At 75.1% G+C, this 21537-nt stretch carries 15 protein-coding genes and 1 pseudogene; 11 read left to right on the top strand and 5 right to left on the bottom strand.

The annotated features are described in order from the left end of the window. Positions 1-9: 9 nt before the first annotated feature. On the bottom strand, positions 10-2694 hold the full coding sequence (locus ABTY59_RS19465) for an AAA family ATPase (RefSeq protein WP_352020478.1): 2685 nt from the start codon (positions 2692-2694) through the stop codon (positions 10-12). 386 nt (positions 2695-3080) lie between these two features. On the opposite strand from ABTY59_RS19465, the pseudogene ABTY59_RS19460 reads away from it, so the two are divergent. Beyond that, positions 3081-3569, top strand: a pseudogene (locus ABTY59_RS19460) (DUF309 domain-containing protein); the annotation flags it as partial. Here the strand turns inward: ABTY59_RS19460 and ABTY59_RS19455 are convergent. Then, positions 3546-3923 carry a DUF488 domain-containing protein gene (locus ABTY59_RS19455; RefSeq protein ID WP_352020220.1) on the bottom strand — a complete coding sequence of 126 codons (378 nt, stop codon included), beginning with the start codon at positions 3921-3923 and terminating at the stop codon, positions 3546-3548. The pseudogene ABTY59_RS19460 and the gene ABTY59_RS19455 sit on opposite strands and share 24 nt — an antisense overlap. 63 nt (positions 3924-3986) lie before the next feature. Further along, entirely contained in the window at positions 3987-4589 is a 603-nt protein-coding gene (locus tag ABTY59_RS19450; RefSeq protein ID WP_352020219.1) for a TetR/AcrR family transcriptional regulator, read from the bottom strand. Positions 4590-4740: 151 nt separating this feature from the next. Here ABTY59_RS19450 and ABTY59_RS19445 point away from each other — a divergent pair, with 151 nt between their 5' ends. The 7 genes from ABTY59_RS19445 (at position 4741) to ABTY59_RS19415 (ending at position 15414) form a co-directional block, all read left to right on the top strand. Then, positions 4741-5619, top strand: coding sequence for a phosphatase PAP2 family protein (locus tag ABTY59_RS19445; protein WP_352020218.1), 879 nt, complete (start codon positions 4741-4743; stop codon positions 5617-5619). Next, the gene (locus ABTY59_RS19440) at positions 5616-6695 is read left to right on the top strand and encodes a DMT family transporter (RefSeq protein WP_352020217.1); all 1080 of its coding nucleotides are present in this window, start codon (positions 5616-5618) and stop codon (positions 6693-6695) included. The genes ABTY59_RS19445 and ABTY59_RS19440 overlap by 4 nt, the downstream gene beginning before the upstream one ends. 176 nt (positions 6696-6871) lie before the next feature. Then, the gene (locus ABTY59_RS19435) at positions 6872-7882 is read left to right on the top strand and encodes an SPFH domain-containing protein (protein WP_352020216.1); all 1011 of its coding nucleotides are present in this window, start codon (positions 6872-6874) and stop codon (positions 7880-7882) included. Beyond that, complete coding sequence (locus ABTY59_RS19430; protein WP_352020215.1) at positions 7879-8778, top strand: NAD(+)/NADH kinase; 900 nt, start codon at positions 7879-7881, stop codon at positions 8776-8778. Before ABTY59_RS19435 ends, ABTY59_RS19430 begins: the two co-directional genes overlap by 4 nt. 146 nt (positions 8779-8924) lie before the next feature. After that, on the top strand, positions 8925-9791 hold the full coding sequence (locus ABTY59_RS19425) for a GNAT family N-acetyltransferase (protein WP_352020214.1): 867 nt from the start codon (positions 8925-8927) through the stop codon (positions 9789-9791). A 661-nt stretch (positions 9792-10452) separates the two neighbouring features. Next, entirely contained in the window at positions 10453-12255 is a 1803-nt protein-coding gene (locus ABTY59_RS19420; protein ID WP_502995386.1) for a S8 family serine peptidase, read from the top strand. Positions 12256-12480: 225 nt separating this feature from the next. Beyond that, entirely contained in the window at positions 12481-15414 is a 2934-nt protein-coding gene (locus ABTY59_RS19415; protein WP_352020213.1) for a helix-turn-helix transcriptional regulator, read from the top strand. 214 nt (positions 15415-15628) lie between these two features. On the opposite strand, the gene rox is transcribed toward ABTY59_RS19415, so the two are convergent. Beyond that, on the bottom strand, positions 15629-17056 hold the full coding sequence (gene rox, locus ABTY59_RS19410; protein ID WP_352020212.1) for a rifampin monooxygenase: 1428 nt from the start codon (positions 17054-17056) through the stop codon (positions 15629-15631). A 209-nt stretch (positions 17057-17265) separates the two neighbouring features. Between rox and ABTY59_RS19405 the strand changes: the two genes are divergently transcribed. Both ABTY59_RS19405 and ABTY59_RS19400 read left to right on the top strand, forming a co-directional pair. After that, positions 17266-18162: a DNA/RNA non-specific endonuclease gene (locus ABTY59_RS19405; RefSeq protein ID WP_352020211.1), complete on the top strand. Its 897-nt coding sequence runs from the start codon at positions 17266-17268 to the stop codon at positions 18160-18162. 126 nt (positions 18163-18288) lie between these two features. Then, a complete protein-coding gene (locus ABTY59_RS19400) occupies positions 18289-19362 on the top strand; it encodes a trypsin-like serine peptidase (protein ID WP_352020210.1) in 1074 nt (357 codons plus the stop codon). A 34-nt stretch (positions 19363-19396) separates the two neighbouring features. On the opposite strand, the gene ABTY59_RS19395 is transcribed toward ABTY59_RS19400, so the two are convergent. Next, positions 19397-20056 (bottom strand): maltokinase N-terminal cap-like domain-containing protein, encoded by a 660-nt coding sequence (locus ABTY59_RS19395; RefSeq protein ID WP_352020209.1) that lies wholly within the window; start codon positions 20054-20056, stop codon positions 19397-19399. A gap of 131 nt (positions 20057-20187) precedes the next feature. Here ABTY59_RS19395 and ABTY59_RS19390 point away from each other — a divergent pair, with 131 nt between their 5' ends. Continuing rightward, positions 20188-21432, top strand: coding sequence for a serine hydrolase domain-containing protein (locus tag ABTY59_RS19390; protein ID WP_352020208.1), 1245 nt, complete (start codon positions 20188-20190; stop codon positions 21430-21432). Positions 21433-21537 lie beyond the last annotated feature (105 nt).

The raw sequence follows: 21537 nt of genomic DNA, 5'->3' as shown, positions 1-21537 counted from the left end.
AACATTACCTCACTCGCGGGGGTGGGATGACGCACGGGCTGTCACGGTGTCCGGGGTGAGGAGGTCGGCGCCGCAGGTGGCGGCCAGGGCCTTCGCCTCGGCGAGCGTCGTGGCGGAGCCGGTGGCGTGGGCGAGGTCGCAGCGGGCGCGGGCTTCCTCGTAGCGGGACGGCGACGCCGCGAGGTGGTCGACGGCCCGCTCCAGGAGGCGGCGGGACTCGTCCGGGTCGGCGAAGAGGGCCAGGCAGCGCAGGGCCTCGCCGAGGGCGGTGTGGGTGCCGAGGCGTTCCGCGTGCCCGAGGGCCTCGCGGGCGATCCGCTCGGCGCGCTTCGGATCGGTGGGTGCGAGCGCGCGGGCGAGGTCGAGCGGCCACGGGGCCCAGACGATGTGGTGGCGGCCCCGGACGGTCAGCGCCTCGGCGGCCCCCTCCAGGGTGGACACGGCCTCGTCGACGCGGCCCTCGGCGAGCAGCAGCCTGCCGAGGACGCTGGGGCCGTCCGGGAGGACGATCGCGCCCGGCCAGGGCGGGCCGAAGGAGTACCGGTCGGCGACGGCCCGCGCCTCGGGGATGCGGCCCCGGGCGACGAGCGTGTCGACGAGCAGGCACGCGGTGTCCCAGTGGACCGGCAGGCCGTCCCCGACGCGGTCCGCGAGGCGCAGCCCTTCCTCCAGGTGGTGCTGGGCGCGGGGCAGATCGCCGCGGCGCCGGTGGACCAGGCCCAGGAGGGTGTGGCCGAAGGCGAGGTGGGCGCCGCTCCAGCCGGAGATCTCGAACGCCCGGACCGCCTCGGTGAAGAGGGCCTCGGCCCGGTCGGGGCGGTCTGCGAAGGCGTAGGCGATGCCGGTGAAGGCCGGGAGCTCGAAGCCCCAGACGGGGTCGGTCCAGCCGAGGCCACGGGCGGGCACGCCGTCGACGAGCGCGAGGTCGCAGAGCCGTACGACCTCGGTGGCGGGTTCGCCGCGCATCGTCGCGTCGAAGCCGCGGACGGTGATGAGGGCCCGCTCGGAGTTGTCGGCGCCGGTGAGACCGGCGGTGAGCTCGGCCAGTCGGCGGGAGCGGCCGGGGCCGTCCTCCTCGGCGGCCTGGAACCCCTCGTAGATGAAGTGCGCGGCCTGGAGCCGCCGTCGGCCGGTGCCGGGCGGGGTCCTGGCGTACTCGACGGCGGCGGCCCGCGCGGCCTCCTGGAGCTGGTTGTTGTGGGCGAGGGCCTGGACGAGCCGGTAGGTCGCGTCGATGCGCAGTTCGTCGTCGAGGCCGGGCAGTTCGAGCGCGGAGCGCAGGTGCCTGACGGTGGAGGCGGGCGCGGTGAGCAGGGAGGCGCAGCCGAGTTCGTACAGGACGCGGGCGTACGCGTCCGGGCCGGGCGGTTCGGTGAGCGCGCGCTCCAGGCAGCGGCGGGCCGCGTCGGGCGCTCCGACGGCGAGGTGTTCGACGGCGGCGGCCCGCAGGCGTGCCACGACGTCCTGGTCGTCGTCGGGGTGCACTTCGAGGAGGTGGCGGGAGACGGCGGCCGGTCCGTGGCCGGCCTGGGTGAGCGCCCAGGCGGCGCGTCCGTGCATGGCGGTGCGTACGCCCGGGGGCACGGAGCCGTACACGGCGGTCGCGATGAGCGGGTGCGTGAACTCCAGCGGCGGGACGGGCACGAGGGCGAGTCCGTTCCGTCCGGACGTGGGGGCCGTCACGATCCTGGCGGCGCGGAGGAGCGCGGTGCCCTCGGCGACCTGCTTCGCGCCGAGGCCGGTGAGGGCCTCCAGGAGTTCGGGCGTGCTGTCCGTGTCGAGGACCGCCGTCGCCCAGGCGAGGCGGGTCGGGCCGCTGCCGAGCTCCTCCAGGCGGGCGACGAGTCCGCCTCCCCGGGCTCCGGCACCGAGGCCGCGGAGGAGGCCCGCGGAACCGGCGACCGGTTCGAGCATCCGGTCGCGGGCCTTGGCGAGCAGTTCGACCGTCTCGTACGGGTTGCCCGAGGTCACCGTCCACAGTTCGCGGCAGAACGGCTCGTCCGCGTGCCCGCCGAGCGTGTCCCGGGCCAGCGCGGCGGTGGCGCCGGACGTGAGGGCGTGCAGGCCGAGGGTGAGCACGGCGCGGTCCGCGAGCGCGGCGAGCGTCGCGGCCCTGCCGGGCCCCTGCGGCTCCCGTACGAACGGCCGGTGGGCGAGGACGACGAGGACGGGCAGCCGGCCGCCGGGCCGGGTCCGGGTGAAGGTGTCGAGCCAGGCGAGGGATTCGGCGTCGGCCCAGTGGATGTCGTCCACGAGCAGCACGGGCGGCCGGTCCCGCAGCCGGTCCGCGAGGCGGTCCAGGAGCCGGGCGAGGCCGAGGAGCACGCCCTGCGGGTCGGCGGGCGCGTCGGAGGAGGGCGCGGCGAGGCCGAGCGCGGGCGCCAGGAGGTCGAAGTGGTCGCCGAAGAGCTGCCGCACCTCGTCGGCGGCGAAGCCGTCGAGGGCGGGCTGGAGCAGTTGACGGGTGAGGTGGAAGGGGACGGAGGTGAGCGTCTCGCCGCCGCGGGCCGTGAGCACGGTGCAGCGGTCGCGGGCGGTGCGGTGGATCTCGCCGAGGAGGGCGGTCTTCCCTATGCCGGCGTCGCCCCGGTAGACGAGTATGCCGCCGCGGCCGGGGCCGCCCGCCGCCGCTCCGGCGACGAGTTCGTCCACGGCGTGGGCGGCCGCGGCGAGCTCGGGACCGCGTTCGAGCAGAGCGCCCCGCTCCGCGTCGGAGACGCCGGGCGCGAACGGCGTTGCGGGCGGCGACTGTTCGGGATCCGTCGGCACCGGTGACTCACTCCCCACACGAACTGTTGGCATGACGCGTCCGGCACCACCCGCGCGGACCGGAACAGCGCCGGATCGTCGAGCCTAGCGCTCGTGATCGTCCGACGGGCGACAATGGGAGGGTGAACCGGACAACGGGTGACCACGGCACCGGAACTGACGGTACCGGCGACGACGGCGGGCGCGGCGCCGGGGGCGGCGGACGAGACGGTGCCGGGGGTGTCGACGGGCCTGGGCGGGGCGCCGGGGGCGGCGGACGAGACGGTGCCGGGGGTGTCGACGGGCCTGGGCGGGGCGCCGGGGACGGCGGCCGCAGGGACCGGGACGAGGAGGGGCGTGCCCGCAGCGCCCGGCCCCGGGACGGGCTCGGCCGACCGCTGCCGTACGGGGCGGAGGGGGTGCCCCGGCAGCCCGAGGGCGTCGTCCGCGCGCCCGGGGAGACCCTGCGCGAGGCGCAGCGGCTGCTCGACGCGGGGATGCCGTTCCACGCGCACGAGGTCTTCGAGGACGCCTGGAAGTCCGGCCCGGAGGCGGAGCGGGACCTGTGGCAGGGGCTCGCGCAGCTCGCCGTCGGCCTGACGCACGCGGCGCGCGGCAACGCGGCGGGCGGGGCCAGGCTGCTGCGTCGCGGCGCGGACCGCCTGGCGGGCGCGCGTCGCGTCCCCGGGGCGTACGGGATCGATGTCGGCGGACTGGTGGCGTGGGCGCGGGAATTGGCCGACCGTACGGAGGACGGGACGGGGGACGGCGTGGACGCCGCCGCGCAGGCGCCCCGGCTACGGCTTCAGGGACTGTCCTAGCAAGCCGCGCAGGACGGTCGTGTGGCTCGCGGACGGGTCCTTCGCGGCCGTCAGGAGGGTGACGGTCCCGGCGGTCGCGAGGTCCCGGAGCCGGTCGAGCGCCTCGGCGGCCGCCGGGGCGTCCAGTTCGGCCTCGTAGCGGCGGCGGAACTCCTCGTACGCGCCCTCGGTGCCGTGGTACCAGCGGCGGAGTTCGGTGGACGGGGTGAGCGCCTTGGGCCACTCGTCGATCCGGGCGTCCGTCTTCTTCAGGCCGCGCGGCCAGAGCCGGTCGACGAGGACGCGTACGCCGTCGTCGGGTGACGGGTCGTCGTAGACGCGGCGGACACGGACGTCGGGGGTGCTTGCGGCCATGGTCCCAGGGTGCGGGACGGGACGGGGCGTCACCGGCCCCGACGCGCGGCGCGGGGCCCGGTTTCAGCCCCGGACGCCCAGGGCCGGGAGGAGGACGGCGTCGACGAAGGCGGGGATCGTCGAGGCGTCCGCGAAGCGCTCCTCGAAGATCCGCTCGATGCGGAGCATGCCCATGAAGCTGGGGGCGACGAATCCGATCGCCGGGTTGTCGGCGGCGACCTCGCCCCGCTCGACCGCGCGGGCCACGACGGCGTCGATGGCCGCGACCTCGGGGGCGATGACGGTCTCGCGGAGCGCGGCGCGCAGGTCGGGGTGCTGGATGTAGGCCTGGGCGACGGCCTCCATGAGCTCGGCGTCCCGGTCACGGCGGGAGGCGGCGACGCGGGCGGCCTCCCTGAGGTCGCCGGCGAGGGTGCCGGTGTCGATGCCGGTGAAGACGGTACAGCGGCGCTGGGCGAGCGCGGCGGTCACGAGCTGGGGCTTGGTGCCCCACTGGCGGTAGAGGGTGGCCTTGCCGCACTTGGTGCGGGCGGCGACGCCCTCCATGGTCACCGAGTCGTAGCCGCCCTCGCGGAGGAGGCAGAGCACGGCGTCGTACAGCTCGGTCTCGCGCTCCGGCGTGATCTTGCTGCGACGGGCTGCCGCGGTCGCGGCCTGAGTGGACATCGATCCCTCCCGGACACCTCTGTCTCTGCACATACGAGAGTAGGGGGTGCACAATCGAGACGCAAACGTATCGAGACGCTTGCGTCTCGATGAAATCGGATCTAGGCTCACTCCGTTTGTTGGCGATTTGACGGATTAAGAGGGCCGCGCGATGGCTGTCGGGGTAGGCGGGATACGAGGACCACGTCCTGCAGGACCGGGGACGACCCCTCCCCCCGTCCCGGCCCGGGGCGACGGGACCGAGGCCCCGGAGGACCCGCCGGATCCCGGGGGCGAAGCCTCCGCGAGGCCGCCGCTCCTGCGCGAGCTCCTGCTCGTCACCGCGCTCTTCCTCGTGTACAAGTGCGGCCGGCTCTTCGCCAACGGCCACGAGACCCGCGCCTTCCGCAACGCCGACCGTGTCTGGGACGCCGAGCGCGCGATCCACCTGCCGGGCGAGGGAACGGTCCAGCAGCTGCTCCTGCACGGCGAACCGCTGGTCCAGGCGGCCAACACGTACTACGCGGCCGTGCACTTCCCCGCCACCATCGCCTTCCTGGTCTGGCTGTACTGGCGCCGCCCCGCGCACTACCTGTGGTCGCGCCGGGTGCTCGCCCTCACCACCGGCGCCGCGCTCGCGCTCCACCTGCTGATGCCGCTCGCCCCGCCCCGGATGCTCGCCGCCTCCGGACTCGTCGACACCGCCCAGGTGTACGGCCCCTCCGTCTACGGCGCGACGCCGGAGACGGACTCGATGGCGAACCAGTTCGCGGCCATGCCGTCGCTGCACTTCGGCTGGGCCCTGATGGTCGCGATCGGCCTGATCGCCGCCACCCGGTCCCGCTGGCGGCTCCTCTGGCTGCTGCACCCGCTGCTCACCCTGCTCGTCATCGTCGGCACCGCGAACCACTACTGGTTCGACGCGCTCGCCGCCGCCGCCCTCCTCGGCCTCGCGCTGCTCGCCGTCCGCGCGCCCGGCCGGCGGACGACGCCCCCACCCGTACCTCGCCCGCTCGGTGCGGCGCCCCTCCCGGTCGGAGCCCTGCGATGAACCCCGCCGCCGGCACCGCGCTCGCGGTCCTCCTCTCCCTCGTCTCCGCCGCCGGGTACGCGCTCGCCGCCGTCGCCCAGTCCCGGCTCGCCGCCGCCTCCCCCGCCGCCCCCGACGGGCGCGGCGCGCTGCGCGCCCTGCTCGCGCGCGGCCAGTGGTGGTGGGCGGTCGGCCTCAACGCGGCCGGCGCCCTCGCCCACGTGGCCGCACTGCACTACGGGCCCCTGACCCTGGTGCAGCCGCTCGGCGCGCTGACGCTCGTGGCGGCACTCCCGCTGGGCGCGTACTGCGCGCGGCGCCGGGTGACCCGTACCGAATGGCGCGGCGCCCTGTGGACCCTGGGCGGACTCGTCGGGCTCGTCGCCGTCACCGGACCCGCGGCCCCCGGCGAGGCACTCAGCCTGCGCGAGTCCCTGATCGTCGCGGCGGCGACCGCGCTCCTCATCGCCGTACTGGCCTCCGGACGGCTGCACGGCCGCGAGCACGGCGGGACCGACGGTCCGGCCCGGCGCGGGCTGGGACACGCGACGGCCTCCGGGATCGCCTCGGGCGTCGCCTCGGCCCTCACCCAGACGCTGACCGCCGCGCTCGCGCTCGAACTGCCCGGCACCGAGCCGACGTGGTGGCAGACCGCGATCCTCGCGGTGCTCATATCCGCCTTCGCCAGCGGCGGCCTGCTGCTCTCCCAGGCCGCCTACCGCGGCGGCCTCGCGGCCCCGCTGGCCGTCGTCAACCTCTCCAACCCCGCGGCGGCCGCGGTGATCGGCGTGGCGCTGCTCGGGGAGACCTTCCGGGCGGGCGCCTGGGGCTGGCTGGTCGCGGCGGGGGCATCGCTGGTCGCGGCGCGGGGCGTGGTGCTGCTGACGAAGGGGGGCACGCCGGAAGCGGTGGCGCCATCCGAGACGCGGACCGCCGTCGCGGAGGCCCTGCCGATGCCCGGCCCCCGCCTCTCGGACCTTCCCGGACTCCCCGGCCTGCCCGACCTGCCCGGCCTGCCCGACCTCCCGGGGCTCTCGGCTCCGGAGACGGATCCGGTGCCCGCGACCGGGCCCGCGCCCGCCCCGGTCGCCGGCTGAGGCGGCACCCCCGGCACCGCCGGCACCCGTGGCACCCCCGGCACAGCCCGTACCGGCAAGCCCGTACCCGCCGGTACCCCCAGTACCCCCAGCACCCCCGACACCCCGCCCGTATTCGTCATCTTGACGACAATCAGCCGAACCCCCTATCGTCATGATGACGACAAGGGGGTTCCATGGCTGACATCACCCGGCGGGCCGGCTGGCGGCATCTGCGCTCCGCGCCCACCGCCCACATCCGCCACCAGCGCAGCGGCCGGCTCGTCCACGACGGCGCCGGGCTGAGCTTCTGGTTCCGGCCGCTCACCGCCGCCCTCTCCGAGGTGCCGGTGAACGACCGCGAACTCGCGATGGCCTTCCACGCCCGCACCGCGGACTTCCAGGACGTGAGCGTGCAGTCCACCGTCACCTACCGGATCGGCGACCCCGCCGCCGCGGCCACCCGGCTCGACTTCTCCATCGACCCCGACACGGGCGCGTGGCGCGGCACCCCGCTGGAGCAGCTCGCCACCCTCCTCACCGAGACCGCCCAGCAGCACGCCCTCGACGTCCTCGCCAGGACCACGCTCGCCGCCGCGCTCGTCGACGGCGTCGCGGCGGTGCGGGACCGCGTCGCGGCCGGACTCGCCGACGAACCGCGCCTCCCGGACACCGGCATCGAGGTCGTCGCGGTCCGGGTCGTCGCGATCCGCCCCGAGCCGGAGGTCGAGCGCGCCCTGCGCACGCCCGCGCGCGAGCAGATCCAGCAGGAGGCCGACCGGGCCACCTACGAGCGCCGCGCGGTCGCCGTCGAGCGGGAACGCGCCATCGCCGAGAACGAACTCGCCAGCAAGATCGAACTCGCCCGGCAGGAGGAACGCCTCGTCGAACAGCGCGGCACCAACGCCCGCCGCGAGGCCGAGGAGAACGCGGCCGCCGACGCGGTACGGGCCGAGGCCGAGGCCGTACGGAAGGTCCGGCTGGCCCGCGCGGAGGCCGAGGCCGCACGGGAGGTCGGCGAGGCCCGCGCCGGGGCGCAGGCGGCGTGGCTGCGGGCACACACGGAGGCCGACCCGGCGACCCTGCACGCCCTGGCGGTGACGCGGGCCGCGGAGAACCTGCCGCGCATCGAGCACCTCACGCTCTCCCCCGACGTGCTGACCGGACTCCTCGCCAAGCTGGGCGGCGAGGGCGGGGCGCGGCCGTGAGCCTCGCGCCGCGCGCGGTGCTCGTGCACCGGACCACGGAGTACGAGGAGCTGCTCGCCCGGCACGGGACGCACGGGCAGGCCGCGTTCTTCCTCGCCGCGCGCGGCCGCTCGGTCGACGCGGTGCGCGAACGCCACGAGCGCACCCGGCGGGCGCTCGCCGAGGTCGCGGGCGCGGTGCCGCTGACGTGGCGCCAGACCAGGGTGGAGCGCGCCGACCTGGACCGCTTCCTGTTCGGGCCCGAGGACGTCGTCGTGGTGGTCGGGCAGGACGGCCTCGTCGCCAACGCGGCCAAGTACCTCACCGGGCAGCCCGTCATCGGCATCGACGCCGATCCCGGGCGCAACGCGGGCGTCCTGGTCCGGCACCGGCCGGACCGGGCGCGGCGGCTGCTGCCGTACGCGGCGGGGGCCGGGGCCGCGGTCGACGAGCTGACGATGGTCGAGGCCGTCACCGACGACCGGCAGCGGCTCCTCGCGCTGAACGAGATCTACGTCGGCCCGCCCGGCCACCAGACCGCCCGCTACACCCTGGACCTCGACGGCGCGGAGGTCCCGCCCGAGCCCCAGGCCTCCTCGGGCGTCCTGGTCGGCACCGGGACGGGCGCCACGGGCTGGCTCCGCTCCCTGTGGGAGCAGCGCTCCAGCGCGCTCGCGCTGCCCGCGCCGTCGGACGGGCGGCTCGCGTGGTTCGTCCGCGAGGCCTGGCCGTCGCCGGCGACGGGGACGTCCCGGGTCGAGGGGCTGCTCGACCCGGGACACGGCCTGCGGCTCACCGTCGAGTCGGACCGGCTCGTCGCCTTCGGCGACGGCGTGGAGTCGGACGCGCTGGAACTGACCTGGGGTCAGACGATCCGCCTCACGACGGCGAGCACCCGCCTCCACCTGATCCACTGAACGGCCCGCCGCCCGACGGGAGCCCGCGGCCGAAAGTGGTCGGTCGGGGGTCGGGGCCGCGCCGCGCGGCGTTATGCTCGGCGCGGTTTGCCCGGGTTCCGACCACTCAGGTGCCCGCCCGCCTCCCGGCCGTCGAAGGACACCCCATGACCTCCGTCTCCTCCGGTTCGCTCTCCGTCTCCTCCGCCACCCAGGAGGAGTGGGCGCTCGTGCGGTCCTGGGCCGCCGAGGAGGGCTGGAACCCCGGACGCTCCGACGCGTCGGCGTTCTTCGCGCAGGACCCCGCCGGGTTCTTCCTCGGGCGGGTCGACGGGGAGCCCGTCTCCGCCGTCTCGGTCGTCACCTACGACGACTCCTACGCCTTCCTGGGCTTCTACCTCGTCCGCCCCGAACTCCGCGGCCTCGGGCACGGCCTCGCCACCTGGCGCGCCGCGCTCGCCCACGCGGGCGGGCGGACGGTCGGGCTCGACGGGGTCCCGGCGCAGCAGGACAACTACCGCCGCTCCGGCTTCGCGCCGGCGCACCGCACCGCGCGGTACGTGGGCGAGGTCCCGGCTCCCGACCGCCCCGTGGCCGGCCTGGTGGCGGCCGAGCGGGTCGACCGGGCCGCCCTCGCCGCGTACGACTCGGCCTGTCATCACGCCGACCGGCCCCGCTTCCTGGACGCCTGGCTGTCGACGCCCGGCCATCGGGCGCTGGCGCGTGTCACCGAGGGACGTCTGACCGGGTTCGGGGTGGTTCGTCCCGCCGAGGACGAGGCGCGCGTGGGGCCACTGTTCGCGGACACCCCGGCGGACGCGGCCGCCCTGCTGGACGGGCTCGCCGCCGAGGCGCGGGAGTTCGGGGCGGACCGGATCGCGGTCGACATGCCGGAGGCGAATCCGGCGGCGGCGGCGCTGGCCGAGGAGCGGGGTCTGGAGCCGACGTTCGAGACGGCGCGGATGTACACGGGCCCGGTCCGCCCGGTGGCCCGCGAGCGCGTCTTCGGCATCACGACCCTCGAACTCGGCTGACGCCCCGCACCCCGGCCGACACCCCTCACCCCCGCACCGCCCACCCCCGAAGCTCCCGCACTCCGACGCCCTCCCGAGCCTCGAAACCCCCGCACCCCGAAGCCCCGGCCTCGAAGCGCCCGCACTCCGACGCCTTTGCGACCCTGGAAACCCCCGCACCCCGAAGCCCCCCGGGGCTCCCGCCCAACCCTCCGGAACCCTCGTCCCGCGCCCGTCGCACCGGCCCGCGCAGCCCCGTGTGACGGCGCGTACCCCCGCTCACCGGCCCACATCCCCACCGCATACCCTGACGCGGCGGGCGCTCCGGCTCTCCGGGGGTGCCTCGTGGCCTCCCCTCGCCGGACCCCCGCCGGCCGGTGAGGGGTGACAAGGGTTTTCCCCGTATCGGGTTCACCACCCCGTTCCCTACTGTCCTCCGCACCGGCAGATATCATCCCCCGAGCGCACCCTGACAGGTGCATGCGGAGGGGGTGCTGTCCGCCGGTGACGGCCTTGACCCGGGCCGTCGCGCCGGTGGCGGCGCACGGGCCCCCCAAGCCCAGGGAACGACGGACGCGACCCCACTTCGCCCCGCGTGTCCCGCGCCGCCGCCACTGCTCCGCAGTCACGTCGTACTCGAAAGGGCCACACCTTGAACGGTTCCAGGCGGAGAGTCATATCCGTGGTCGCGAGCGCCGCGATCCTCGGTGCCGCTGCCATGACCTCCGGGGCGTTCGCCGCCGCCCCGGTCGCTGCCACCCCGAAGCCGGTCCCGGCTTCGCAGTCGATGCGGGCGCTGCCGAGCGCCCCCGTCGAGAAGCTGATCGTCACCTACAAGACCCGCACCGCCGAGGCCGGTTCCAACACCGCCGCGAAGAGCGACACGGCCGAGAAGGCCGCGAAGACGGGCGAGAAGCTCTCCTTCGAGCGCCGCCTCGCCGGCGGTGGCGCCCTCGTGAACCTGGGCGGCCAGGCGACCAAGCAGGACGTGACCGAGGTCATGGACGCGTTCCGCGCCGACCCGGCCGTCGCCTCGGTCGAGCCCGACATCCGCGCCTACGCGATGGCGGTCGCCCCCGACGACACCGACTACGCCAAGCAGTGGGACCTCTTCGAGCCCACCGGTGGCATGAACGTTCCTGCGGCCTGGGACAAGACGACCGGCTCCGGCGTCACCGTCGCCGTCATCGACACCGGCTACGCCGCCCACTCGGACGTGGCGGGCAACGTCGTCGCCGGCTACGACTTCATCTCGACCTCCGCCGACGCCCGCGACGGCAACGGCCGCGACGCGGACCCGAAGGACGAGGGCGACTGGAACGCCACCGCCGGCGAGTGCGGCACCGGCTCCACCGCCTCCAACTCCTCCTGGCACGGCACCCACGTGGCCGGCACCATCGCCGCGACCACGAACAACACCAAGGGCATCGCGGGCATCGCGTACAACGCGAAGATCCAGCCCGTGCGCGTGCTCGGCAAGTGCGGCGGCTCGTCCTCCGACATCGCCGACGCCATCACCTGGGCCTCCGGCGGCACCGTGCCCGGCGTCCCGGCCAACGCGAACCCGGCGAAGGTCATCAACCTGAGCCTGGGCGGCGCCAGCGCCACCTGCCCGAGCGTCTACCAGACCGCGATCAACGGCGCCGTCTCGCGCGGTACCACCGTCGTCGTCGCCGCGGGCAACAGCAACGCCAACGCCTCCGGCTTCACCCCCGCGAACTGCTCCAACGTCATCACCGTGGCGTCGACCAGCCGCGAGGGCAACCGGTCGTACTACTCCAACTACGGCACCATCGTGGACGTGGCCGCGCCCGGCGGCGAGACCCGTCGCTCGACGGACACGCCCGGTACCGTCACCACCCCCGAGAACGGCATCTACTCCACGCTGAACTCGGGTCTGACGACCCAGTCGACCGAGACGTACAAGCCCTACCAGGGCACCTCGATGGCGGCTCCGCACATCGCCGGTCTCGCCGCCCTCCTGAAGTCGGCCAAGAGCACCCTCACCCCGGCCGAGATCGAGTCCGCGATCAAGAGCAACGCCCGCCCGCTGCCCGGCACCTGCACCGGCGGCTGCGGCACCGGCATCGCCGACTCCGCGAAGTCGGTGGACGCGGTCCTCAACACGACCCCGCCGACCGGCACCGTCTTCACCAACGCGACGGACGTGCAGATCCCGGACAACACCACCGTGTCGTCCTCGATCGCCGTCACCGGCCTCACGGGCAACGCCCCCGCCACCCTCAAGGTCGGCGTGGACATCAAGCACACCTGGCGCGGGGACCTGGTCGTCGACCTGGTCGCCCCCGACGGCACGGTGCGCAACCTGAAGGCCTCCTCGTCCTCGGACAGCGCCGACAACGTCATCACCACGTACACGGTCGACGCGTCGAGCGAGGTCGCCAACGGCACCTGGAAGCTCCAGGTCCGCGATGTGGCCTCGGGTGACACCGGCTACATCAACTCGTGGAGCCTCACCTTCTGACGCACCACCGCACCACCTCTGAACCACCCCCCACATCAGCATCCTTGCTGGTCAGCGACGCGCCCGTGGTCTACACCACTGGCGCGTCCTGGCGTTGGGGGACACACGCCGACGAAGCCGTCTGTCCGAATGCCGGACAAGGGGCCTGGACTGTGCCGGTGGGCTCCGTATCCTCTGCGCACGGGGTTCATGGGCCGGGCCCCGAGGGGCCGGAGGTGGTGGACAGTGACGACAGCTCCACAGAGCCCTGCCCCGGTGGGCCGGCAGGAACTCCTCACCCGGCTCGAACGCGCCCTCCACACCCGTGGCCGCGCCCTGCTCACCGGACCCGCCGGCGTCGGGAAGACCGAGGTCGCCCTCGCCGAGGCGGCCCGCGCGGAGGCGCGCGGCGAGACCGTGCTGTGGCTCGCGACCCTGCCGTCCGACCGGGAGATACCCGGGGCGGCGGCCGCCGCGCTCGTGGCCTCCGTCGCGGCGACCGTGACCTGGCCGGGCCTCGGCACCGGGGGGCCCGGCGCCGAAGCCGGAGCGCCGCGGACACCCGGGACCCCGGCCGCCGCGGCATCCGGGGTGCTCGATTCGGGCGTGCTCGCGTCCGGGGTCTTCGACCAGCTGCCGGGACCCCAGCGCACCGCCGTCGCCATGCTCTGCCGCGAGGCGCCGATCGACGCGGGCGGCTGGGACCCGATCGCGCTGCGCCTCGGCATCGCCCGGATCCTGCGCGCCCTGACCTGCCGGGGTCCGGTCCTGCTCGTCGTCGACGGGGTGCAGCACGTCGACGCGGACAGCGCCGACCTGCTCCGGTTCGCCCTCCACCTCGCCCCGCCCGCGCTGCGGGTGGTGGCGGTGGAGACCCCGGAGCCGTACGCCGAGGCCCATGCGCCGTACCGCGAGAGCCACCGGTCCGACGACCCGCACGCCGCGCACCTCTGGGTCCCCTCCGAGGCGGACGTGCTCCGCGTCCCTCCGCTGCACGCCGACGAGATCGCCGAACTCCTCATCCACCACCGGCTGCCGTCCCGGATGGCAGGCCGCATCCACCGCGCCAGCGGCGGCAACCCGCGGCTCGCGCTGGCCGTGGGCCGCTCGCTCGCCGACGCGCGCACCCCGGTGCACCACGCGGAGGCCCTGACCCTCTCCGGGCGCGCCCGTGACCTCGCCCGTCAGCTCCTGGGCGCCGCGCCCCCCGCCGTACGCGAGACGCTGCTGCTCGCCGCGCTCGCGCTGCGCCCCTCCGCGACGCTGGTGCGCCGCGCCGGGCGGCCCACCGCGGAGGCGGACCTCGCGGCGGCCGAGCGGGCGGACCTGGTGTCGCTCTCCGAGGACGGCTCGGTGACCTTCACCGCCGGGCTGCTGCCCTCCACCCTGGTGCACGACGCCTGTTGGGCCGAGCGGAGCGCCGGGCACGCGGCCCTGGCGGAGGTCGTGGACGATCCCGTCGAGGCGGTGCGGCACCGGGCGCTGGCCACCGAGCGGCCGGACGAGGAGCTGGCCGCCGAGGTCGCGGCCGCCGCCGACCTGGCCCGGCGGCGGGGGAACAGCGCGCTGGCCGCCGAACTCGCCCTGCTCGCCGCCGAGTCGACCCCCGGGCGGCACGGGTCGCGGCGGATCGCGCGGCTCGTGGACGCCGCCGAGGAGGCCGCCCGCGCCGCCCGCGCCGACCTGGCCATGCGGGCCGCCACCGATCTGCTCGCCCGGGACGCGGTGCCCTCCGACCGGGTCAGGGCGCGGCTCGCCGTGCTCGACACGGCGGGGCAGGGGCTCACCGGGCTCGACGAGATGTACGTCCACGCGATGGAGGACTCGGAGGGGGACACCGCCCTGCGGGCCGCGGTGCAGCTGCGGCTCGCCGTCAAGTACGTGCTCGCGGACGGCGATCCGGAGCGCTCGCGGACGGCCGCGGTCGAATCGGCCGCGCTGGCCGCCTCGATGGGCGACCCCCGGCTCGCGGCGCAGGCGCTGACCGTGCAGGCGCGGATGGAGCGGGCGCTCGGCTCCCCGGACGCCGAGACCGTGCTCGGGCAGGCCCGCGCCCTGGAGCGGGCCGAGCGCCCGCTCGGGATCCGCAACGCCGCCCAGATCCTGACGATCCGTCACGCCCTTTTCGACGACCGTCTCGACGACGCGCGGGACGAGCTGAACGCGCTGCTGCCCCTGGTCCAGCGGCGCGGCTCGGTGGAGGACACCATCGAGCTGTTCTCCACGCTCGCCGCCATCGAGTCCCGCAGGGGCGCCAGCGCGGCGGCCCTGGCGCACGCGGGCCAGTCCCTCGCCCTGACCCTGGAGGCGGGCCTCTCCCCCGGTCCCGCGTGGTACACGCTCGCGCTGGCGGAGACGGCGGGCGGCAGCTTCGCGCGGGCCGCGAGCTACGCCCGGCGCAGCGTGCAGGCCTCGGAGGAGGAGGGGGACCGGGTGTTCCTCTCCCGCAGCCGGTACGCGCTCGGCCGCGTCCAGCTGATCAACGGCGACGTCACCGCCGCCCTGGAGACCCTGCGCCGGGTCCAGGCCGACGAGCGGGCGCAGTCGACGGTGGACCCGTCGATGCTGCGCTGGCACGAGGAGCTGGCCGAGGCGCTGCTCGCCCAGGACGCGGGCGACGAGGCGCTGGCGCTGCTCGCGGAGGTGCGGCCGGTGGCGGAGCGGCTCGGCCGGTCCACGGTGCTGCTGGGCTGCGACCGGGCGCACGCCCTGTGCCTGGCGGCGGAGGGGCGGACGGACGAGGCGGCCGAGCTGCTCACCCGTACCGCCGAGAGCTTCGGGCGGGCCGGGCTGCCGCTGGAGCGGGGGCGGGCGCTGATCGCCCTGGCCCGGGTCGAGCGGCGGCGCCGGCGGCGGTCGGCGGCGCAGACGGCGCTGCACGAGGCGGCCTCGGTGTTCGAGCGGGCGGGGGCGGTCCCGTGGCTGGCCCTGGTGAGCGAGACGCCGGCGGCCGAGGGCACGGGTCCCGGCGCGGCCGGCGAGGAGTCGGTGTCCGCGCTCTCGTCGCTGACGGAGGCGGAGCTGCGCCTGGCCCGGCTGGTGGGCCAGGGCGCGAGCAACCAGGAGGCGGCGGCGAAGCTGTACCTGAGCGTGAAGACGGTGGAGGCACGCCTGACGCGCATCTACCAGAAGCTCGACGTCCGCTCCCGCGCCCAACTGGCGACCGCGCTGCGCCCGTAGCGCCCGGCACCCACGCGTGGCCCCGCCCGCCCACGGCTTCTCGATGTACGACGCACCCCCGTCCGGCGGACCCGGCATCCGCACGACCGGCCCGCCCGGCCGGCCCCCGGTCCCCCCGCACCCCCCGGGGGCCCGTCCCACGGCAGGTCCCGAACGGGCGGGCGGGCGGCGTCCGGGACATCGGACGCCGCCCGCCGGGTCACGGGGCCGGGCGTCAGCCCTTCGCGCCGCCGAACCACTCCGTCAGACGGGCGGTCAGCTCCTCCTGCTCCTCGCCGACCCAGACGACGTGGCCGTCCGGCCGCATCAGCACGGCGGGCACGTCGAGTTCCTCACCGGCGTCGACGACGTGGTCGACGCGGTCCGCCCAGCCCTCCACCGAGAGCAGTCCGCTCCGGTCGAGGAGCAGTCCGCGGCCGGCGTGCGTCAGCTCGTACAGCCGGCCCCGCTTCAGCGTCAGGTCCCGCAGGCGCCGGCCGAGGAGCTCATGGCCCTCGCCGAGGTCGTAACGGACGTCGACCGCGGTGATCATGCCGGTGACGTACCGGTTGACCTCCTCGAAGTCCATCAGCTTCGAGAACAGCTCGCGCAGCGCCGTCGGGCCGGGCTCGGCGCCGAGGAGCGTCATCTGCGCGCGGGTGTTCCGCAGCACGCGGGCACCGACCGGGTGCCGTTCGGCCTCGTAGGTGTCGAGCAGCCCTTCCGGCGCCCAGCCGTCGACCGCGGCGGCCAGCTTCCAGCCGAGGTTGAAGGCGTCCTGGACGCCGAGGTTGAGGCCCTGGCCGCCGGTGGGCGGGTGGACGTGCGCCGCGTCGCCCGCCAGGAACACCCGGTCGACCCGGTAGCGCTCGGCCTGCCGGGTGGCGTCGCCGAAACGGGACAGCCAGCGCGGCGAGTGCACGCCGAAGTCGGTGCCCGCGAAGGCCCGCAGCCGCTGCTTGAAGTCGTCGAGGGTGGCCGGGGTCGCCCGGTCCTCGGCCACCCCGTCGGCGGGCACGACCACGCGCCAGGTGCCGTCCCCGAGCGGGGCGAGGCCGAAGCGCAGCTGGGTCTTGTGGACCTCCGCGACGGCGGCGGCGATCGACTCCGGGTCCGCGGTCGCCTCCATGACGCCGAGGAGCGTCTCGACCGTCGCGGGCTCGCCGGGGAAACCGACGCCGAGCAGCTTGCGCACGGTGCTGCGGCCGCCGTCGCAGGCGGCGAGGTAGCGGGCGCGCAGGGTGGTACCGTCCGCGAGCTCGACGGTCACCCCGTCCCCGTCCTGGCTCAGTCCCACCACCTCGGCGCCGCGCCGGATCTCCGCGCCGAGTTCCCGGGCGCGCGCGTCGAGGATCCGCTCGGTGTCCGGCTGGGGGGTGGCGAGGCCGTACGGGTGGCCGGTGTCGAGCCGCTCGGGCCACTCCTTCATGACCCCGCCGAAGAGACCGCCCACCTGGAACTTCTTGCTGATGGCGGTGAACCGCTCCAGGAGACCGCGCTGGTCCATGATCTCCACGCTGCGGGCGTGCAGGCCCTGGCCCCGGGACTCCGGGGTCGGCTCGGCCAGCTTCTCCAGCACGACGACCCGCACGTCGTGCAGCCGCAGTTCGCTCGCCAGCATCAGGCCGGTGGGTCCGCCGCCGACCACGATCGCATCGAACATCTTTACGCCCCGTTTTTCTCAGTTCCTTGCTCAGGACGGAGATTCTGCGCCACCAAGGGGGCCTTGCCGCAAGGCCCCCCATGCGCTATATCTTGAGAGTGGCAAGGAGAGGTCGTTCCTCCTTGCCTTTCTGCTGTCCCGGGGCGTCTGATCGAGTGGCCTGCGGTCCGGTGCCGAGCGCGGCCTGCCCCACGCGGTACGTACATCGCATGACGCCCTCCGACGTGCCGCCGCCTCCGGGCCGCCCGACCCCCGCCGAGCGCCGTGCCGCCGCCCTCGCCGGCCGCACCGGCTACGACGAGGCCTTCCTCGGCCCGGTCGTCCCCCTGGCGCTCCCGGTCCGGCACACGGTCGGGACGGTGATCCTGCCGTACGCCCGCTTCACCGTGGTGTTCCGGCCCGACCGGCGGCTCGCGGCCTCGGCCGCCGTCTGCGTCGAGGGCCGGGAGCCGCGGCTCGACACACCCGGCGAGCACGGCTGGGCGTACGACCCCCGGCTTCCGGAGGAGCACCAGGCCGGCGACGAGGTCTACCGGAACAACAGCCTCGACCGGGGCGCCCTCGTCCGCCGTCCCGATGTCGCCTGGGGAGCCCCGGCCGTGGCGGCGTCGGCCGACGCGGACACCTTCCACTACCCCAACGCCGCTCCCCGGGCGGACGTCTTCAATCGGGACCGGGAGCTGTGGGAGGGGCTGGAGAACCACCTGCTCGACCACGCGGCCCCCTACGACCGGAGGCTGGCGGTGCTCACGGGCCCGGTGCTCCAGGACTCCGACCCGCCGTACCGAGGGCTCCAGGTGCCGCTGCGGTTCTGGAAGGTGGCCGCCTTCCTCCAGGACGGGGCGCTCGCCGCCGCCGCGTACGTCCTCGACCAGAGCCCCGATCTGAGCCGGGACGCCGAGCGGGCCCTGGCCGGGACGCCGTCGGGCGCGCCGCCGCCGCTGGGACCCTTCCGCGTGTACCAGGTGCCGGTCGCGGACGTCGCGGAGATCACGGAGCTGGAGTTCGGGCCGCTTCCGGACGTGGACGTGATGCCCCCGTACGGCGAGCCGGAGGAGCGGTGGCGGCGCCTGGAGGCGTACGAGGACGTCGTGCTGCACCCGTGACGCCGTCGCGGCCCGGCCCGTCGCGGGCGCGCCCGTCGCGGCCCGGCCCTTCCCGGCCCGCGAGGAGCGATTGCGACCGTCTCCGGCCGGTGGAACGATGAGGGGGATCAGCCGAGGTGAGCGACCATGCCGAACGGATCACGGAGCGTGTCGCCGGTGGCGGCCGGGCCGGAGCGGATCTTCGGTGATCTGCGGGAGGTCGCCGCGCGGGTGCGTGCGGAACTGGAGGCGGAGATCGCCGAGTCCGTGCTCGATCCGCCCGCCGACGCGTCCCCCGCGGCCGAGATCTCCCGCTTCGCGCGCGAGGAACGGGCCCGTGTCCTGGAGGCCGGGGTCAGCGGCCTGGAGAAGCTGGCCGGGCACCGCGAGGACGAGCTCCGCGAGGACGAGGCCTTCGGCGTGGGAGCGATCGTCCTCCTCGAAGGGCGGCCCGCGATCCTGGTCCAGCGCCAGGACTTCGCCGTACAGCGTGACGAGTGGTCGGTACTCGAACCGCAGCGGCCCGCGATCCGGGAGTCGCTCGCGCGGGTCGGCCGGGTGGAGGTCACCGGGCATCCCAGCCTGGACTGGATCGGCACGGCCTTCCTGGTCGGCCCGCGCACGGTGATGACGACCCGTCATGTGGCCGCGGAGTTCAGCCGTTTCGAGGACGAGCGCTGGAGCCTGGAGTTCGGGATGTCGGCGCGGGTCGACCCGGCGGAGGAGCCGACCGTCGACGGCGAGCCGGGCGGACCCGCCGTGCCGTACACGATCACGGACGTCATCGGCGTCCACCCGGACGTCGACCTGGCGTTGCTCCGCGTCGAGCCCGCGACCGACGCGAGCCTGCCGACGCCGCTCGCGGTGGCGGCGGACGCGCCGGCGGACCTGCCGGGCCGGCCGGTGTACGTGATCGGCTACCCGGCCTGGGACGGCCGGCGCGACGAGCCCGAGTCGATGCGCCGGCTCTTCATGGACGTCTACGGCGTGAAGCGCCTCCAGCCCGGGACGGCCACCGCGTTCGTCCCCGACGGCCTCGTGATGGGGCACGACTGCTCGACGCTGGGCGACAACGGCGGCGCCCCGGTCCTCGACCTCGCCGACCACCGCGTCCTCGGACTGCACTTCGGCGGCCGCTACGGCACGGGCAACGTCGCCGTCCCGCTGTGGGAGCTGGAGGACGACCCGCTGCTGGAGAAGGCGGAGGTCAACTGGGTGTGAGACCCCGCTCGGGAGACGGCGGGCGGTCCCGCGGCTACCGGTCGCCGTCCGCGAGCGCGACGGTGAAGGCGCCGCGTGCGGTGGTGCCGTCGGCGAGGCGCCATTCGGCGACGATCCGGCCGCGGCCCGGTCCGCCGTCCTCGCCGGAGCGCAGGACGCGCCGGACGCGGAGGGTCAGCGGGGCGGCGGCGCCGGCCTCGTGGACCAGCACATCGGTGTGGCCGGACCCGTCCGCGGCCCGTACGAGCTCCGCTCCGGCCGCTGCGGGGGCCAGCGAGGCGGCGACGGTGGGGTCGGGGGTGTCGTCGACGGACTGGGCCTGCGCTTCGGCGCGGCCGGCGAGCAGGGCGTACAACTGGGCGACGAGCACCGGGTCGTGGACGCCGTCGTAGATCCAGCGGGTGCCGAGGACTCCGTGTTCGGAGGTGCCGATGAGCGCGTGCTCGGCGCCCTCCAGGGGCGTGCCCCGGTAGGTCATCGGGACCAGGTACGTGAGCGCGTCCGGCCCGGCGCCGTCGGTGACCGCCATGAACTCGATGCCGACCTCGCCCGCGGGGTCGTCGAGCCGGAAGCCGCCCGCCTTGACCGGTCCCGGCCCGCCGGGCCCCGCCGTGTACCAGGCGCGGCCGGGGAGCCACTCGGCGAGGAGCTCCAGTTTGGTGGGCTGCATCGTGGTGTGGTGGATGACGGCCATCGTGCGCATCTCCCTCGTGACCTGGGGTCGAAGAATCCGCAACCTAACAGACGGGCGGGGTCGCGATGCGGGGACCACCACGCCGACCTAGCCTGGAGGTGGTGTTGTCCCCGGCCGGCAGGAGGCCCGCCGTGAGGTACTCGCACACACGTAACCGACGCGTCTGCGCGGCCCTCGCGGCCGTGGGGATCCTCGTCGCCCCCGTCGGCGCGGGCACGGCCTTCGCGGCCGAGCCCTCGGGGCCGGCCGCCCTTCTGGCCGCGGCCCCCTCCCCCTCGGCGGACGAGGAGTTCCCGCAGCTCACCCCGGCCGTCGCCGCCCGTCTGGACCGCGCGGTCCAGGACGTGATGAAGGAGGCGGGCGTCCCGGGCGTCACCGTCGGTCTCTCGGCGCCCGGCAAGGGCACGTACATCCGCTCCTTCGGCGTCGCCGACAAGGCGACGGGGCAGTCCATGGACCCGGGCCTCTACATGCGGATCGGCAGCGAGACCAAGACGTTCACGGTGACCGCCCTGCTCGAACTGGTCGACCAGGGCAAGGTGAAGGTGGACGACCCGATCTCGAAGTACGTGGACGGGGTGCCGAACGGCGACAAGATCACCCTGGGCAACCTCGCCTCCATGCGCAGCGGCCTCTTCAACTACTCGGCGGACGAGGACTTCTACAAGGCGCTCACGTCCGATCCCTACCGGCCCTTCACTCCGCAGGAGTTGCTCGACTACTCCTTCAAGCACCCGATCCAGTTCCAGCCGGGCGCCGAGTTCCAGTACTGCAACACGAACCTGATCCTGCTCGGGCTCGTGGTGGAGAAGGTCAGCGGGACGCCGCTGAACGAGTTCATCCAGAAGAACGTCATCGAGCCGGCGGGGCTGCGCCACACGGTGTTCCCGACGAACGCCGCGTTCCCCAGCCCGCACGCCCACGGCTACACGGTGCAGACCGCCTCGGGGAAGCTGGAGGACTCCACCGACTGGAATCCCTCCTGGGGCTGGGCGGCCGGTGCGATGATCTCCGACCTCCAGGACCTGCGCACCTGGGCCCGGGTGGTCGCGACCGGAACCCTGCTGACGCCCCAGACGCAGGCCGAGCGGCTGAAGACGTTCCCCACGGGCCTGGCCGGCGCGGGTTACGGCCTCGGCATCTTCAACGTCCAGGGCTGGATCGGCCACAACGGCTCGCTGCCGGGCTACGAGTCGCTCACGATCTATCTGCCGGAGGCCCAGGCCACCCTGGTCGTGGTCCTCAACACGGACGTCCTGCACGACGGCAACGAGCCCAGCACGCTGTTCGGTCAGGCCATCACCGAGATCGTGACCCCGAACCACGTCTTCGACATCCCCGTGACGCAGGCCAAGCCGAGTCCGAGCGGAAGCTGACGCGCGCCCCCGGACCCGCGATCACCCGGCTGTCGGCCTCCGCCCGGCACCGACCTCGACCACCGGGGCACCCCCTTCACCCAGAGCCTGCTCGACGAGCTCCTC

Source organism: Streptomyces sp. NPDC096079 (assembly GCF_040303145.1).
GTDB lineage: Bacteria > Actinomycetota > Actinomycetes > Streptomycetales > Streptomycetaceae > Streptomyces.
The sequence above is the reverse complement of the archived record's forward strand: the minus strand, read 5'-3'. Positions and strand labels throughout refer to the sequence as shown.

What these genes read in the sequence shown, in the direction of transcription:
- ABTY59_RS19405 (WP_352020211.1), top strand. Translation starts at nt 17,266, where the DNA reads ATGACGCCCTCCGACGTGCCGCCGCCTCCGGGCCGCCCGACCCCCGCC.
- ABTY59_RS19400 (WP_352020210.1), top strand. Translation starts at nt 18,289, where the DNA reads ATGCCGAACGGATCACGGAGCGTGTCGCCGGTGGCGGCCGGGCCGGAG.
- ABTY59_RS19425 (WP_352020214.1), top strand. Translation starts at nt 8,925, where the DNA reads ATGACCTCCGTCTCCTCCGGTTCGCTCTCCGTCTCCTCCGCCACCCAG.
- ABTY59_RS19445 (WP_352020218.1), top strand. Translation starts at nt 4,741, where the DNA reads ATGGCTGTCGGGGTAGGCGGGATACGAGGACCACGTCCTGCAGGACCG.
- rox (WP_352020212.1), bottom strand. Translation starts at nt 17,056, where the DNA reads ATGTTCGATGCGATCGTGGTCGGCGGCGGACCCACCGGCCTGATGCTG.
- ABTY59_RS19450 (WP_352020219.1), bottom strand. Translation starts at nt 4,589, where the DNA reads ATGTCCACTCAGGCCGCGACCGCGGCAGCCCGTCGCAGCAAGATCACG.
- ABTY59_RS19435 (WP_352020216.1), top strand. Translation starts at nt 6,872, where the DNA reads ATGGCTGACATCACCCGGCGGGCCGGCTGGCGGCATCTGCGCTCCGCG.
- ABTY59_RS19455 (WP_352020220.1), bottom strand. Translation starts at nt 3,923, where the DNA reads ATGGCCGCAAGCACCCCCGACGTCCGTGTCCGCCGCGTCTACGACGAC.
- ABTY59_RS19440 (WP_352020217.1), top strand. Translation starts at nt 5,616, where the DNA reads ATGAACCCCGCCGCCGGCACCGCGCTCGCGGTCCTCCTCTCCCTCGTC.
- ABTY59_RS19395 (WP_352020209.1), bottom strand. Translation starts at nt 20,056, where the DNA reads ATGGCCGTCATCCACCACACCACGATGCAGCCCACCAAACTGGAGCTC.